General features: G+C 59.1%; 13 protein-coding genes, 1 pseudogene and 1 riboswitch. Of the genes and pseudogenes, 12 read left to right on the top strand and 2 right to left on the bottom strand.

Features of this window, described 5'->3' with window-relative positions; genetic code table 11:
• Positions 1–255 (bottom strand): transposase (locus tag ACP151_RS09560; protein ID WP_424978662.1); only part of this gene is annotated, 255 nt, incomplete at its 3' end.
• Positions 256–472: 217 nt separating this feature from the next.
• On the opposite strand from ACP151_RS09560, the gene ACP151_RS09555 reads away from it, so the two are divergent.
• The 7 genes and pseudogenes from ACP151_RS09555 to ACP151_RS09525 form a co-directional block, all read left to right on the top strand.
• Positions 473–2,737: a methyl-accepting chemotaxis protein gene (locus ACP151_RS09555; RefSeq protein WP_424978661.1), complete on the top strand. Its 2,265-nt coding sequence runs from the start codon at positions 473–475 to the stop codon at positions 2,735–2,737.
• 27 nt (positions 2,738–2,764) lie between these two features.
• A complete protein-coding gene (locus ACP151_RS09550) occupies positions 2,765–3,619 on the top strand; it encodes a CheR family methyltransferase (protein ID WP_424978660.1) in 855 nt (284 codons plus the stop codon).
• On the top strand, positions 3,610–4,101 hold the full coding sequence (locus tag ACP151_RS09545; RefSeq protein ID WP_424978659.1) for a chemotaxis protein CheD: 492 nt from the start codon (positions 3,610–3,612) through the stop codon (positions 4,099–4,101). Before ACP151_RS09550 ends, ACP151_RS09545 begins: the two co-directional genes overlap by 10 nt.
• 74 nt (positions 4,102–4,175) lie before the next feature.
• Positions 4,176–5,711, top strand: a complete 1,536-nt coding sequence (locus ACP151_RS09540; RefSeq protein ID WP_424978658.1) for a chemotaxis protein CheW — start codon at positions 4,176–4,178, stop codon at positions 5,709–5,711.
• Between the two features lie 226 nt (positions 5,712–5,937).
• Positions 5,938–6,128, top strand: a riboswitch (cobalamin riboswitch).
• 141 nt (positions 6,129–6,269) lie between these two features.
• Entirely contained in the window at positions 6,270–7,280 is a 1,011-nt protein-coding gene (locus ACP151_RS09535) for an ABC transporter substrate-binding protein (RefSeq protein WP_424978663.1), read from the top strand.
• Complete coding sequence (locus ACP151_RS09530) at positions 7,277–8,326, top strand: FecCD family ABC transporter permease (protein WP_424978657.1); 1,050 nt, start codon at positions 7,277–7,279, stop codon at positions 8,324–8,326. The genes ACP151_RS09535 and ACP151_RS09530 overlap by 4 nt, the downstream gene beginning before the upstream one ends.
• Positions 8,323–8,833 (top strand): annotated as a pseudogene (locus ACP151_RS09525) (ABC transporter ATP-binding protein); the annotation flags it as partial. The gene ACP151_RS09530 and the pseudogene ACP151_RS09525, both read left to right, overlap by 4 nt.
• A 290-nt stretch (positions 8,834–9,123) precedes the next feature.
• On the opposite strand, the gene ACP151_RS09520 reads toward ACP151_RS09525, so the two are convergent.
• Positions 9,124–10,011 carry a LysR family transcriptional regulator gene (locus tag ACP151_RS09520; RefSeq protein ID WP_424978656.1) on the bottom strand — a complete coding sequence of 296 codons (888 nt, stop codon included), beginning with the start codon at positions 10,009–10,011 and terminating at the stop codon, positions 9,124–9,126.
• A 104-nt stretch (positions 10,012–10,115) separates the two neighbouring features.
• Between ACP151_RS09520 and ACP151_RS09515 the strand changes: the two genes are divergently transcribed.
• From ACP151_RS09515 to ACP151_RS09495, 5 genes are all read left to right on the top strand, one after another.
• Positions 10,116–11,561: an aldehyde dehydrogenase family protein gene (locus tag ACP151_RS09515; protein WP_424978655.1), complete on the top strand. Its 1,446-nt coding sequence runs from the start codon at positions 10,116–10,118 to the stop codon at positions 11,559–11,561.
• A gap of 142 nt (positions 11,562–11,703) precedes the next feature.
• Positions 11,704–12,687 (top strand): membrane dipeptidase, encoded by a 984-nt coding sequence (locus ACP151_RS09510; protein ID WP_424978654.1) that lies wholly within the window; start codon positions 11,704–11,706, stop codon positions 12,685–12,687.
• Positions 12,688–12,692: 5 nt separating this feature from the next.
• Positions 12,693–14,405 carry a hypothetical protein gene (locus ACP151_RS09505; protein ID WP_424978653.1) on the top strand — a complete coding sequence of 571 codons (1,713 nt, stop codon included), beginning with the start codon at positions 12,693–12,695 and terminating at the stop codon, positions 14,403–14,405.
• The gene (locus ACP151_RS09500) at positions 14,402–15,049 is read left to right on the top strand and encodes a DUF3726 domain-containing protein (RefSeq protein ID WP_424978652.1); all 648 of its coding nucleotides are present in this window, start codon (positions 14,402–14,404) and stop codon (positions 15,047–15,049) included. The genes ACP151_RS09505 and ACP151_RS09500 overlap by 4 nt, the downstream gene beginning before the upstream one ends.
• A gap of 12 nt (positions 15,050–15,061) precedes the next feature.
• Positions 15,062–16,072 (top strand): Ldh family oxidoreductase, encoded by a 1,011-nt coding sequence (locus ACP151_RS09495; RefSeq protein WP_424978651.1) that lies wholly within the window; start codon positions 15,062–15,064, stop codon positions 16,070–16,072.
• Positions 16,073–16,088: the final 16 nt, after the last annotated feature.

Raw genomic sequence — 16,088 nt, 5'->3', positions numbered from 1 at the left:
TCCCGCCATCTTCAGCAGGCTCGCAACCATACCGGACGTTTGCCGCAATGGCAGGCCGAACAATACCTTCACACTAAGGCAGAACTGGATGGCCGCATCGGAGAAGGTCTCCGGTCGTCCGCGTTTGCCGCATCGCTCGGCGAACCAGGTCATGTCGCGGTCAAACCAGACCAGCAGAGAGCCGCGCTTTCGAAGTGATGCGTTATAGTTGGACCAGTTCGTTGTTCGATAGCGGGAAGAGGCAGGCTTCGGCATGCCGCCGATCTAACCTACGGGATTCGCAAAGTGAATCCTCTACGGCCTTTGTGCAACAACGCCTCTGAAAAGTCATATGCAAGCATATTGTACCTTTAGATTGCATTTTAAAAATATAACGTGTGTTTGACTTCTGTTTAAGTGGGCGAGGTATGAAGTTATTAAGCCATGTTCCCCAGTGTTGTCTGGAACCGTTTATTATGAGTGAGGCAAAACCATGGGTGCGAACGAATTGGCTGCGGCAGCAGAGACCAGCCATGCCAGTGGTGATATTCAGGGTGTAGTTGACGCCATCAACCGCGTGCAGGCGGTTATTGAATTCGAATTAGATGGCACAATTATTTCGGCCAATGAGAATTTTCTGACAACTGTTGGATACAGCCTGGAGGAGATTAAAGGTAAGCATCACCGGATGTTCTGCGATCCTGCCTATGCCGCGTCGGACGAATACCGGGATTTTTGGCTGCAGCTTGCAATGGGCGAGTTTTCTGCCGGCGAATACAAACGCTTTGGCAAGGGCGGGGCAGAGGTCTGGATCAATGCCTCTTACAATCCTGTTTTCAATGCTGAAGGTAAGCCGTTCAAAGTGGTCAAATTCGCCACCAATATCACCGGCGAGAAGCTCCGCACCGCAGATCAGGACGGCAAGATGGCGGCGATCAGCCGGGCCCAGGCGATGATCGAATTCGAACTGGACGGCACCATTCTGAACGCGAATGAAAATTTCCTGGCCACAGTCGGATATTCGCTCGATGAAATTCGCGGCCAGCACCATCGGATGTTCTGCGATCCGGAATACGCAGGCTCAGCGGAGTACCGGAAATTCTGGTTGGATCTGGCTGCGGGCGAATTTTCGGCGGGCGAATACAAACGCTTTGGCAAAGGCGGGGCGGAGGTCTGGATCAATGCCTCCTACAATCCGATTTTCAATGCCGAAGGCAAGCCGTTCAAAGTGGTCAAATTCGCCACCAATATCACCGGCGAGAAGCTCCGCACGGCAGAGCAGGACGGCAAGATGACTGCGATCAGCCGGGCCCAGGCGATGATTGAGTTTGAACTGGACGGCACCATTCTGACCGCGAATGAGAATTTCCTGGCCACAGTCGGCTATTCGCTCGACGAAATCCGCGGCCAGCACCACCGGATGTTCTGCGATCCGGAATACGCCAGAACGCCTGAATACCAGAAATTCTGGTCGGATCTGGCTGCGGGCGAATTTTCGGCCGGTGAATACAAACGCTTTGGCAAAGGCGGAGCAGAGGTCTGGATCAATGCCTCCTACAATCCGATTTTCAATGCCGAAGGCAAGCCGTTCAAAGTGGTCAAATTCGCCACCAATATCACCGGCGAGAAGCTCCGCACTGCAGAGCAGGATGGCAAAATGGCGGCGATCAGCCGGGCCCAGGCGATGATTGAATTTGAGCTGGACGGCACCATTCTGACCGCGAATGAGAATTTCCTGGCCACGGTCGGCTATTCGCTCGATGAAATTCGCGGCCAGCACCACCGGATGTTCTGCGATCCGGAATACACCAGAACGCCAGAATACCAGAAATTCTGGTCGGATCTGGCAGCGGGCGAATTTTCGGCGGGCGAATACAAACGCTTTGGCAAAGGCGGGGCAGAGGTCTGGATCAATGCCTCCTACAATCCTGTGCTCGACGCGGACGGCAAGCCCTTCAAGGTGGTGAAATTTGCGACGAACATCACTGCCGAAAAACAGGTCGCGCAGGAAGTCACCCGGATCGCAACCCGGTTTGCAGAGCAGTCTCAGGAAATTTCGGCGCAAGCCCATACGGTTGCTGGCGGCGCCCAGACATTGGGCTGCACCACTGAGGAAATCAGTGCCTCTATCGAGGAGCTGAGCGCTTCCATCGATTCCATTGCGCAAAATAGCAATCATTCAGACGAAATTGCTCAGAAGACCAAGGAAGAAGCAGACTTGGGCGCCAAGGCGATTGAACGGTCGATCGAGGCCATGGACCTGATTAACGCCTCCTCGGAGGAGATCAGCGAAATTGTCAAAACGATCAGCGAAATTGCCGGGCAAACCAACCTTCTGGCCTTCAATGCCGCGATTGAGGCTGCGAGAGCTGGCGAACACGGCTTGGGTTTCTCTGTTGTGGCGGATGAGGTGCGCAAGCTGGCTGAGCGGTCCTCGCAATCCGCCAAGGAGATCAGCAAGCTGATCAACGAAACGGTGAAACGGGTCACCCAGGGCAGTGAAGTGTCCAGAGAGGCTGGCACCGCCTTTACCAAGATCCTGACCGGCATCTCTGACACCACGGATTCCATCGCCCAAATTTCGGTTGCTGCAAATGAACAGCAGACCGCGGCGCGGGACGTTGCAGAAGCCATCCAGAGTATCGTTGATGCATCCGAAGAGGCTGTCATTGCCTCAGACTCCATAGCTGCCGCAACAGAGGGTCTGAACAATGGGGCGCAGGAACTGAAAACAGAAGTTGGCCGGCTGGGCTGCTGATCCATTGCAATGGCGAAAGGACAAGGCATGAGAAAGCCTGACACTGATATCACCATGAGCGATGGGGACTTCTCCAAGCTGCGCGCCATCGTGCATCAGAATACCGGGATCACCATCGGGGAAACGCGCAAAACGATGCTTGTCAGCCGCCTGCGCAGGCGCTTGCGCGAGGTCGAGGAGCCGAGCTTCGGTGCCTATATCTCCCGGCTGGCCTCCGATCCTGAAGAAATGCAGGAACTGACCAACCGGGTGACGACGAACGAGACTTATTTTTACCGTACTCCGCGGGTGTGGGACTATTTCCAGAGCGTGTTTTTGCCGGAGTTCCAGTCCAAGGGCGGCAACCGCAAAATCCGGGTTTGGTCGGCAGCGGCTTCAACCGGAGAGGAAGCCCATACCATCGGCACCATTCTGGAGCAGCTGCGGCTGGAGACGCCGGGCTTCGACTATTCTGTTCTGGGCACTGATGTGTCCTCGCGGGTTTTGGATATCGCACAAGCAGGGGTCTACAATGGCCGCTCGATTACCCGGTTCCGAAAGGACCAGCCCGCGCTGTTTGCAAGCCACATGACGGGCAGCGATGCGGAAGGATACAAAGCCGTGCCGCAGATCCGTGCCCGCTTGAAATTCAAGCTTCACAATTTGCTGGAGAAGCTTGGCGGCACCAGCCCGTTTGATGCGGTTTTTCTGCGTAACGTGCTGATCTACTTCACTGATGAAGACCAGGAGAAAATCCTTCGGCATGTCCGGGACTTGATCAAGCCGGATGGGGTTCTGTTCATCGGCGAAAGTGAAACACTGAACAATCTGCGCACCGGGTTTGAGCAAGTGGCCCCGATTATCTACCGGCCGGCGGCCAGGGTGGGCAACTCATGCACGTGAATGAAGTTCAGAAGATTCACGTGCAGATCGGCCAGGTCAAAACCGGCCAGGCCGGGCAATCCCTGCATGCAATTCTAGGATCCTGCATCGGTTTGGGTTTGCTGAACCCGGCCGCGGGGCTCTATGGGCTGGCACATTGCCTGCTGTCCAAATCACCGGGAACCACGGATGCGATCAGCGGCAGGCATGTGGATCAGGCGCTTCTTTCGTTGCAGTCCCTGATGGACCTGTCCGGCAAGGAGCTACGCAAGATCCAAGCCATTGTTGTTGGCGGCGCCAATATGACAATGCCTGCCGACACTGAACCTGACCGGCTTGTCGGCAGTATCAATGCCCGTTCTGCTTACCGGGCTCTTCGGGAGGCCGGTGTCCGCAATATCTACGAGGATGTTGGCGGCATGCAGGGCAGGCAGGTGACTATCAACTGCACAACCGGTGAGTTCACGGTGGCATCCATACCGCGCTTGGGAGTGAAATCATGACACCGGAGAATTCAGAGCCGCTGATCCTTGGCTCAAATGATCTGCCTGCCTGCCAGGAACCCCGCCTTGCGGAAATGGCAGGGATGAGCGCAGATCCCCGGCAGAGTATTTCCGCGGCGCCGGGCGGCAGTGCGAAACAGGTGCAGGCGGACAAATATGGCTCTTTTTTTATAGCCGACAGCGAATTTGCAATCTCCGTTTCTGCCCTCCACGAGATTGTCAACGAACCGGAGGAAATTTCACCGGTGCCGCTTGCGCCGCCTTTTATGCTGGGCCTATTCAACCTCCGGGGCATGATTATTCCTGTGATTGAATTGCGCAAATTGCTGGAATTTCCGGAGGATAAGGATCCAGGACCACGAAAAGTCGCCATCATTGAACATGGCGAACATTGTATTGGCCTGCTTTTTGACAGAACCGGTGAGGTCCTGAATGGGAAAGGTGTGGCGCGGGTGGATTTCCGGCCCAACGGCGAGGGCATCAAGGATGTCGTCGTCGACGGGGTGCTGAAATTCGATAGCGGTGAAAGACTGGTGCAGATCCTTGATCCGCACGAATTGCTGAACCTGGAGCAATTGCCGAGAGCAGACAATACCTCCGGTAGGGAGACCGTAAAACAAAGTCGGGGCAAGAAGCTTGCCTGTGTGTCTTTCCAAACCGGGCACACGACCTGCGCAGTTGATCTTCGCTACGTGAAAGAAGTCAGAACAGTTCCCAAGCTGGAGCAATCGTTGCTGACAGGGGGGAACGTAATTGGCACCACGAACCTGCGTGGCGTTATTCTGCCCATCATAGATTTCCGTGGTTTCATGGGCGATGAAGCAAAGTTTACCCTTGGGGCCACTGTGCCAAAGGACCGGCGGATGCTGGTGATCGAAACCGCAGAGGGACCGGTCGGGCTTATGGTGTTCTCGATTGACAGCATTCTGCCGTATTTCAAGGACGAGATCCTGCCATTTGCAAAACTGGCTCTGCCGCGCGGCGATCTGGTGGATGGGTGCCTGCTTGATAAGAACGATCAGATCGTGATGATGCTGGACCCGGCGAAACTTTCGACAGAGCCGAGCTTTCTGGCTGCGGCAAAATCCTGTCAGGAAGTGTTCCCGCCTGAAGAGGTGGATGATGAGGTCGCTGAACTGGAGGCGCGGGCCAAGCGTCGAACCTTCATCAAGTTCACTTTTGACAGGAAATTTGCTCTCGACACGTCACATGTCAGCGAAGTGATCAATCGGCCACAGGAGCTGCTTGAGCCACCGTTTTCCCTGAGCTTTGTCGAGGGCATCCTGAATTTGCGCGGCGAGTTGATCACATTGTTTAACCCCCGGCTTCTGTATGGTCTGCCACCGGCGCCAGGGCGCAATCAAAAGGTGCTGATATTCAAGCACGGTCAGCAGAAGTTCGGCATTCTGGTGGACACGGTCGATGAGATAATCATCACCACTGAAAACCGTGTCGTTGAGTTGAAATCCATGGATCAGCAAAGTACTTCCAAAAGCATCTCGGAGGATGTTACCGGCTGCTTGCAGCACTCCAACTCGGACGGTGTCTTCGAAACGATAATGATTCTGGATACCAAGGCGCTGGTGGACCGCTGTTTCCACGCCGCATAACAGCGGCTCACGGCCAAGCCGCGGATCAAAGCGCAGAGCCAGCAAAGCAGACGCCGCAGACCGGTGCCAGGGCAGGTCCCGCGCCGGTCGCTGCCCAGGGCGGTGGGGGCATCGCAGCCCGTGTTGGACATGCCATTCTTTAGGTGTTCTACCGGATGAAACCGACCGGGAGACGGAAGATTTTGATGGCCCCGAAGAACTTTTTCTTGCCGCAGCAAAGGCGATGCGCTACGCGCGTTTTGCCGGTCCCGAAAGGGCTAAGAGGGAAGCCGCGGCACCTTGGGTGCTAAACGGAACTGCCCCCGCAACTGTAGGCGGAGAGTGCTGTGCCAGGATGTCACTGGGTCTGGAAACCCGGGAAGACGGCGCAGGCAATGACACGCCAGTCAGGAGACCTGCCGGTGAAAACTGAAGCACACCGGACGGGGTTGTCCGGGGAGGTTGCCGGTAAGATGCTGCTCCGTTCCAGGTGCCGCAATGCGAGGGCTGGACCCTCAGTTTTACCGGTCAATGCCCTTTCACCCGTTCTCCGGTCATTGACACATGGAGATCGAAATCATGTATCTACGTTCCGGCCTGATGGGCCTATTTTTCATTGCTGCCGCACAGGCTGCAACTGCGGATGAAAACTTCCCGCTGACTCTGCAAAACTGCGGCGAAACTGTCACCTTCGAGGCGCCAGTTTCGTCTTCTGTAACGGTCGGCCAGGCCGCTACAGAGGTGCTTTTCGCCCTCGGGTTGGGCGACAAGGTTCTGGGCACTTCGGTTTGGTTCAATGACGTGCTGCCGGAATACGCGGAGGTAAACGCCAAGATCGACCGACTGGCCGACAACGACCCAAGTTTTGAAAGCGTGGTCGCCAAACGTCCGGGCCTGGTTGCGGCGCAATACGAATGGCATGTCGGCCCAGAAGGCGTGGTGGCCAAGCGTGAACAGTTCCACGACCTTGGCATTCCGACCTATGTGATGCCCGCTGATTGCGTTGGCAAGGACAATACCACCGGCGGCGACGGCACCCGAACGCAGATGTTCACCACCGATAGCCTCTATCAGGGCATCGAGGAGCTGGCGGCGATCTTTGGCGAGGCTGAAAAAGGTGCAGAGCTGGTTGCCGACTACAAGGCGCGCGAAGCCGCAGCGGTTGCAAAGGCGCAAGAGGTTGCGCTTACGGATGCGTCTGCCGTGTTCTGGTTCTCCTCTCCGGAAATGGAAAGCGATCCGTTTGTGGCCGGGCAGAAGGGCGCGCCGGGCTACATGATGCAGCAGCTGGGCCTGAAAAATGTCATCGAGACCGACGAGGAATGGCCGACCGTTGGCTGGGAAACTATTGCCAAGGCCAACCCTACGGTGATCGTGATTGCCCGCATGGACCGTCGCCGTTTCGCTGCGGACGACTATCAGAAGAAACTGGAGTTCCTGAACAATGACCCAGTTGCCAGCCAGATGGAGGCTGTGAAGAACGGTCATATCGTGGTGATGGACGCCCAGGCCATGGACGCCACCATCCGCGCCATCCCGGCGCTGGAGGATCTGGCCGCCGAACTCAGCGCGATCGGCAACGGCGCATGAGCGCAGCCGCCGCACTGGCCTGGCAGGGTGTCCGGGGCGCTTGCCTGGCGCTGCCGGTGCTGGCTGCGGCGGTTCTGGCAGGCGCAATGATCGGGGAAACCCCGCTTGCGCCTGATCTTGTGCTGTCTGTTATTGCCAACAAGCTGGCCGGGGCAGGCCTGCCGGTGGATCCGGTGGACCAGGGCATTATCTGGAGCTACCGGCTGCCGCGCGCGCTGGTGGCTGCGGCCTGCGGTGCGGCCTTGGCCGTCTCCGGTGTGGTGCTGCAGGCTTTGCTGCGCAACGCGCTGGCAGACCCTTATATCCTTGGAATTTCGGCAGGGGCGTCAACGGGAGCGGTTGCCGTGACGATCGCGGGTCTTGGCGGCGGCGCCCTGTCCCTCTCTTTCGGGGCTTTCAACGGGGCACTTCTTGCCTTCGGATTTGTTGCCATTCTGGCGCGGGCCGCAGGGGCAGGGAGCAGCCGCGCCGCGGCGGCTCAGATTATCCTGGCAGGCATCGCAGGTTCACAGCTGTTCAATGCACTCACGGCTTTCATCATTGCCAAATCCGCCAATGCCGATCAGGCGCGCGGCATCATGTTCTGGCTTATGGGCAACCTCAGCGGCGTTCGCTGGCCGGATGTCTGGCTGGCGGTGCCGCTGGCGCTGGCTGGCTGGCTCATCTGCCGGTTTCATGCGCGGGCGCTGGATGCTTTCACTTTCGGGAGCGATTCTGCGGCCGCACTTGGCATCCCGGTCCGCCGGGTGCAGGTGGTACTGATCTTTGCCACTGCACTGACCACTGCTGTTATGGTCTCGATCGTTGGATCCATCGGTTTCGTCGGCCTGGTGATCCCGCACGCGGCGCGGTTTCTGGTGGGCCCGGGCCACCGCAGGCTGATGCCTGCTGCGGCGCTGATTGGTGCGGTGTTCCTGATCGCGGCTGACATCGTATCCCGCGTCATTATTCCTGGTCAGGTGTTGCCCATCGGCGTGGTCACCGCATTGATCGGAGCGCCGTCCTTTGCGGTGATACTGGTGCGTGGGCAAAGGGCTGCGCGATGAAGATTGAAGCCCGAAACCTCTCATTTTCCGTGCGTGGCAAATGCCTGCTGGAGGACGTTTCGCTGACAGTGCAGCCAGGCGAGTCACTGGCGCTGGTTGGCCCCAATGGCTCTGGCAAGTCGACCCTGATGCGGCTGCTCTGCGGCCTGGTAAAACCCGTGCAAGGCGACGTGCTGCTGGCAGAGCAGCCATTGGCCCGGCTGACGCGCCGACAGGCCGCCCAGCGGATTGCAATTGTCGAGCAACAAGCAGACACCGCTGAGCGCATTACCGCGCGCTCAGTGGTGGAGCTGGGCCGCATCCCGTGGCTGTCGGCCCTGTCCCCCTGGAGCAGTGAAGACACGCAGCTGGTGGATGATGCGCTTCGCACTGTGGAAATGGAAGGTTTTGCGCAACGGGAATGGGCAACTCTGTCCGGTGGCGAGCGGCAGCGTCTGCACATCGCCCGCGCCCTTGCGCAGCGGCCGGGGCTGTTGCTTCTGGATGAGCCGACGAACCATCTGGACATTCACCATCAGCTTTCAATCCTGAACTGCATCAGGAACTTGAAAGTGACGACCGTGGTGGCGCTGCACGATTTGAACCAGGCTTTGACCTGCGACCGCGTTGCTGTGCTGTCGCAGGGGCGCCTAGTGGCCTTGGGAGCGCCCGACAAAGCGCTGGCGCCCGAAACAGTGAATGATATTTTCGGGATTAAGGCTCGCTGGGTCCGAGATACGGATGGCGGCGCCCCATTTTTGTCCTTTCAACTGGCCTGAAGGTGCAGGCGCCGGCCTGCTGAGCTGAGCCAGAAGCAATCAGCCTGACCTGCCGCCTTGCAGATCGCAGGATTGAATGAAACTGCAGCATTCCTCTGTCAGCACAGCAAAGCGGGAGCGCTCACGCTGATACAGGTACACTTCCCGTTTGTCGGGCAGGTCTGCAATCGGGCGGAACGCAGTTGCCTCTGGCATGAAACGGGCAACGGTTTGCGGCAGAACCGTGACCCATTTTCCGGTCCGGACCATGGTGATCAGCGAGTGAGTATTGTGGATTGTTACGTCGGCATCGCTGCTGGCTTGCACAAAATTCTCATTCCGGATCAGGCTGCATAGGGCATTGCGGACAAACGACGCATCAATCACATCGGCGATTGTGGGGGGCGCGTCCTGGCGAAACAGCGGATGATCCGTCGAGCAGACCAGCCCAAACTGGTCCTCGAACAAGGGGACCGCTTTCACACCGTTTAGTGGGTGATAGCCGGAAGCAATGCCGATATCCGCCTTGCCCTCAGCCAGTGCATCCAGCACTTCCTGTGTGTCCGTATCCCGCAATTCCACTTTCAGGCCGGGATGGCGTGTCGTCATATGCTCCAGCACCGCGGGAAAAACCAAGGCGGCAACCGATGGGACTGACACGATCTGCAGCAGCCCGTGCGCGGCCTCGGCAGCCAGTTCGATGCTCTGCACCGTCTGGTCGAAACGCCGTACCTGCTGGTGGGCCAGTTCAAAAACCTGTTCACCCAGTGGCGACAGCAGGTTTTTGCGTTCGCCTTGAAACAGCTTTTTGCCCAGGTGGTCTTCCATCTGTTTGAGCGTCATTGAAACTGCGGATTGCGTGCGGCCCAGCCGGTTGGCGGCTTCTGACAGATTCCCGGTCTGGGCTACGGTGCAAAAGGCACGCAACATTTCAATTTTCAGAGACACGATTCAATTTTCCTGAAGTTGCGTTCAGTTAATTGAGTTTGACTGATGTGCCCTGGGGAGTCCATCCTGCGTTAACTTGAAATTCAGCATCTGGGGCCCGTACCGTGACCAAACTGAACCTGATTGCCGGCGAATGGCTGGCTGGCGAAAGCGAAATCGAAAACCGCAACCCGTCGGATCTGAGCGATCTGGTCGGCATGTTTGCCCAGGCAAGCAGCGACCAGCTGGAAGCCACATTGGACCAGGCGCAGATCGCACAGCGCGAATGGGCGGCTTACGGTCTTGAGCGCAAGCAGACTGTACTGATGAACATCGGCAACGAGCTGATGCAGCGCGCCGAAGAACTGGGCACGCTGCTGGCGCGCGAAGAGGGCAAGCCGCTGGCTGAAGGCAAGGGCGAAGTCTTCCGCGCTGGGCAGTTCTTCACCTATTATGCAGCCGAAGTTCTGCGCCAGATCGGCGAAAATGCGGACTCCGTGCGCCCGGACATCGAAGTTGACGTGCGCCGCGAAGCGGTTGGCGTTGTCGCCATCATCTCTCCCTGGAACTTCCCGACTGCAACCGCGTCCTGGAAAATCGCGCCGGCCCTGTGCTACGGCAACGCTGTTGTCTGGAAGCCCGCGAACATCACCCCGGCATCTGCTGTTGCCCTGACCGAGATCATTGAACGCCAGGACATCCCCAAGGGCCTGTTCTCGCTGGTCATGGGCTCCGGCCGCTCGATCGGCCAGCGCCTGGTCGAAAGCCCCAAGGTAAATGCGATCTCCTTCACCGGTTCGGTGCCGGTTGGCAAAGGTATCGCCATGGCCGCCATCCAGAACCTGACCAAGGTGCAGATGGAGATGGGCTCCAAGAATGCACTGGCCGTCATGGACGACGCCGACCTGGATCTGGCTGTCACCCTGGCACTGGGCGGCGCCTTTGGCGGCACCGGTCAGAAATGCACCGCTTCCTCCCGGCTCGTGGTCCACGCAGCCGTGCACGACGCCTTTGTTGAAAAACTGGTGGCAGGTGCACAGGCCATGAAAGTGGGCCACGCGCTGGAAGCGGGCGTCCAGATGGGCCCGGTGGTCAGCGAGCAGCAGCTGAACGAAAACCTGGCCTATGTGGACCTCGGTAAATCCGAAGGTGCAGAACTGGCCTGTGGCGGCGCCCGTCTGGAGATGCCGCATGAAGGTTTCTACATGTCGCCCGGCGTGTTCCTGAACTCCACCAATGACATGCGCATCAACCGCGAGGAAATGTTCGCGCCGCTGACATCGGTGATCAAGGTTGGCAGCTATGACGAAGCGCTGTCCGTGGTGAACGACACCAACTTCGGTCTGACCTCGGGCATTGTGACCCAGTCGCTGGCCCGTGCCACCCATTTCCGCCGCAATGCGCGCACCGGTGTGGTGACCGTCAACCTGCCGACCGCAGGCACCGACTACCACGTGCCCTTCGGCGGCCGCGGCGACAGCTCTTATGGCCCGCGCGAGCAGGGCAAGGCAGCGGCGGAGTTCTACACCACCGTCAAGACCGCCTACATCAGCGCCGGCAAGCCGGTCTGAGACTAAAATCCTGGCAGCGCCGGAAGGCCGGCCTGCCAAGTTGCGGACGCGCCCGCCCTCCACGTTTCCCCTGTGGCGGGCGCATCCTGCCCGCTGCCTGAAAGAAGGCCGGGTATGTGACTTAGATAACCGAGGTGCTTGAATGACCGGATACCGTATCGACTGCCTGCAATATGCCAACTGGTCCGAGAAAATCTTCCGCCAGCTGCGTGAAGGCGGCGTGGACGCAATCCATGTCACCATTGCCTATCACGAGAACTTTCGTGAAACGGTGCTGAACTTCGAGAAGTGGAACCGCTGGTTCGAGCAGTACCCGGACCTGATCATGAAAGGGCAGTGGGCCTCTGACATCGACAAGGCCCGCGAAACCGGCCGCACTGCTGTGTTCTTCGGTTTCCAGAACCCCTCGCCGATGGAAGATGACATCGGCCTGGTTGAGATTCTGCACACGCTGGGCGCCCGTTTCATGCAGCTGACCTATAACAACCAGTCGCTGCTGGCGACCGGCTGTTACGAGGCCGAGGACATGGGGATCACCCGCATGGGCAAACAGGTGATCAAGGAGATGAACCGGGTTGGTCTGGTCGTCGACATGAGCCACTCTGCCGACCGCTCCACCATCGAGGCGGCGGAAATGTCCGAACGCCCGATCGCCATCACCCATGCCAACCCGCATGAGTGGTCACCGGCCCTGCGCAACAAGAAGGATGACGTCATCCGCGCGGTCACCGGCCATGGCGGCATGCTGGGTTTCTCGATTTACCCGCATCACCTGAAAGACAAATCCAACTGCTCTCTGCAAAGTTTCTGTGAAATGATTGCACGCACCGCAGAGACTTACGGGGTGGAGCATTTGGGGATCGGTACAGATCTGTGCCAGGATCAGCCCGACAGCATCGTGGAATGGATGCGGGTTGGACGCTGGACCAAGGAAATCGATTACGGCGAAGGATCAGCCGCCGCTCCGGGCTTCCCGGAAATGCCTAGCTGGTTCAAGGACAACCGCGACTTTGGAAACATCGAAGAGGGCCTTCGCGCGACGGGCATGAACGATGACGAAGTCAGCGGTATCATGGGCGGGAACTGGTACCGGTTCTTTGCCGAAAACTTTGGCCCCAAAGGATAATACCTATGGAAACAACCGCGCAGACATCAATATCAAGACGGGATCCGGCTCAGGTCATGCGGCTCAGCCGTTTGGGTTCGCTGCATCAGTCACGCCTCAGCTTTATGCGGGTGCTGACACGGCGCCTGGCACGCGAGAACTGGAGCTTTTCACGTCCGAAGTTCGATATTGACGAAAACGGGGTTGGCGTTGCGGTGTTTTCCGCAACCGGCCCTGCGCGGACCTATTCTCTGGTCGCCTTTTCTCATGATCTGCCGCCCGAAATGCGGTCGGACCGTGTGATTGCTACCGCCTGGGATTCCACGTTTGCCCTGTTCGATGGCATCCCCACTGACGAAGACATCGAACGGCTGTCGAAGAACGTGCCTTATCAGGAAGCCGGTCGGGTCAGCGAGACTGAGATCTCGGTGTCCCGTGCGAACCGCTCTGTGCGTCTGTGGGAACATGTGGTGTCCGCGCTGGCGGAAGGCAAACAGCCGGATGCAGATCAGCTGCAGGCGGTCGGATACCTGATGCGGACCACCGCTGTTTACGGCTCTGGCAAGCTGGGGGCCGCTGACCGCGAGATGATTTCCGCGCGCCCTGAGTTTCAGGTGCCGTTTCAGGCAGAGATGCTATCCGTTTTCCTGACCCGCTGGTATGTGCGGGATTTGGTGCAGCATATGGCGGATATGCGGGCCAAGGCCGCGGGCCGCACCGCGGCTCAGCTGGATCCGGAATTGGCACGTTCGCTCGGCATCGGCAATTCGACCGGGCTTGGCATGGCGCCCTTCCTGCTGAACCACCCGGTTCTGTTCAACAACTGGATCGCCTCGCGCGAAGAAGCGATCCGCACCGTTCGCAGTCTGGACCGGGCCTCGGCAGAAGAAATCAGCCTGTTTCAGGAACTGCTGCTGCGGAGCAAGAAGAACGTCGCCTTGTGGCATTCGGAACATGAAATCCAGGTGCGCAAGCTGAGTGAACTGCGCAGCGATCTGGAGAAAATCGACAGCTATCTGGGCAACTTCGAAGCTTTGACCGGCAGCTATCCCTGGGATCAGTTGTATCGTTGGGCGGAAGAAACGCTGACACTGGAAGGGCAGGAATGGCTCGCCTCTCTGATGCTGGAACCTTACGGCGCCCTGGTGGATGAGCTAAGCGATGGCATGGCTGCGGATAACACTCCAACCTTCCGTATCTCCGGTGCAATGACCATTGAAGAACTGCGCAACCTGCTGGAGCGCGTCTATGAATGGGCCATCGGCACAGACTGGCAAAAGGCGGAAAACCGTGCCCGGGCCTGGTATGTCTCCGAAGAGAAGCTGGAACCCCGCCTGGGTGAGCGTTTCGAAGAGCCTGTCGAGGAATATGAACAGCCGCTGGCGCCCGGTCGGGATGCCGCTGCCTTGTTCAGGGCGCTTGCGCATTGGCAGGGCGAAACCCGCGTTGCCGAGTTCCTGCTGCGCCACCCTGAGCACCGCCATTCGGTGCGCCGGGTGCAGATTGCCGGGCGTGCGCCTTATGCGGAAATCCGGGACAATACGATTTCCCAAGATGTTCTGCCGATTGACATGCTCCGCTGCAAGCTTGCCTTCTTTGGGGCAACCCAGTTTGATCCAAGGTCCGACCGCTGGGTCCGGATCTGCATGTACGGCAATGCCCCGTATCCGCAGGATCTGTCAGCGGAAAACGCTGATTTCTGGGTGTACCCGTCGCTTGAAGAAGGGGCAAAGACATGACCCATTCGCTGAATGAAATCGAGGCAATGTGCAAACGCGCAGCCCGCGGCGCCGGCTTGAGCTGGGGCCTGGCTGAAGAAGCGGCAAAAGGCACCCGCTGGCTGTCTTCTTTCGGCTTTCCAGGGGCAGAGCTGCTGGCAGAGCTTCTGGAGATGAATGACCGCCTGCCGCCCGCGGATTTTACGCCTTTCGCGCTAACAGGCGTTTGGCGTGCGCCGTCAGGCCGGATGAGCCCGCTGACCGCCGGTGCCGCGCTGAGCGATTGTGCCGTGCAGCTGATGGATGAAGGACAAATCGTGATGGAACGCGTGTGTGTTCCCTTGCTGCTTGTCCCCTTTGCCGCCGGCGCCGCCCTGCGGCTGGAAACCCCGGTTGCGGTGGAATGGGCAGGTGCCCGCCTAGCAACTGATGGCCGTCAGCTCTGCGCCCAGGGCGCTCCGGATGCCTATACGGCACGGCTGGCGGACAAGGTCACTTTTTCCACCCCCGCCGAAATGACCGAACGCCGCGAGCCGGTGCTGCGCGGCAGCGCCCCGGCGGAAGAATGGGACCGCCTTGGCGTTCTGGCTCACCGTACCTATGCGCCCGCCACCGAAGCTTCGCGATTGCGCGGCGCCGGGGCCGGGCTGTCTGACAATGACTGAAGAGGCTTCGCTATGACCGAAACCAAAACAATGACCCTTGCCGAAATCGAGGATCTTTCTTTCCGCGCCCTGGTTGCGGCCGGCACATCCGAGGCCAATGCCCGCCCGCTGGCGGTTGCCACCGCGGCAACCGAGGCGGACGGTGTGGCCAGCCACGGCCTGGCTTACATCCCGATCTATGCCGAACACGTGCAATGCGGCAAGGTAGACGGGCAGGCGGCTCCGGTTCTGACCCGTCCGCGTCCCGGCGTTGTCGCCGTGGATGCGGCCACCGGATTTGCTCATTCCGCCATCGACCTGGGCTTTGACGCTGTAACCGAAGCTGCGCGCGAACAAGGTGTTGCGGTTCTGGCCATCCGCAACAGCTATAACTGCGGCGTGCTGGGTTACCACACTGCCCGTCTGGCCCGCGCCGGGCTGGTGGGACTTGGTTTCACCAATGCGCCGGCATCTATTGCCCCTTCGGGCGGTAAAAAGCCGGTTGTTGGCACCAACCCGTTCTCAATTGCGGTGCCGGGCGCGGACGGCGAGCCGGAGCTGCTGATCGACCAGAGCGCCAGCACCATCGCCAAGAGCGAGGTGATGAAGCACGCCCGCGAGGGCAAAGATATCCCGCTGGGCTGGGCGCTGGATGCTGACGGCAACCCGACCACCGACCCAAATGCGGGTCTCAAGGGGTCTATGGCGCCCTCGGGCGGCTACAAAGGGGTCGGCGTTGCGCTTCTGACTGAGATTATGGCCGCTGCGCTGACCGGCGCGACGCTTGGCATCAACGCTTCGCCCTTCTCGGGCACTGCGGGTGGACCGCCGAAAACCGGCCAAATGTTTATCGTAATCGACCCGGCTGCGACGGCAAATGACGCTTTTGGTGCCGGAATGGCCGGGATCGTGGAAGCGGTGCGCGGGCAAGCCGGCGCACATCTGCCCGGAGACGGGCGGCGGGCCAAGCGCTTACAGGCTCGCAAAGACGGCGTCGCGGTCAGTACCGCAACACTGGCCAGGATCGAAGCCCTGCTGGGCTGACGCCAAATACCGGCGG

The organism is Leisingera sp. S232, assembly GCF_049800895.1.
Lineage (GTDB): Bacteria > Pseudomonadota > Alphaproteobacteria > Rhodobacterales > Rhodobacteraceae > Leisingera.
This window is presented reverse-complemented; position numbering and strand designations above follow the sequence as displayed.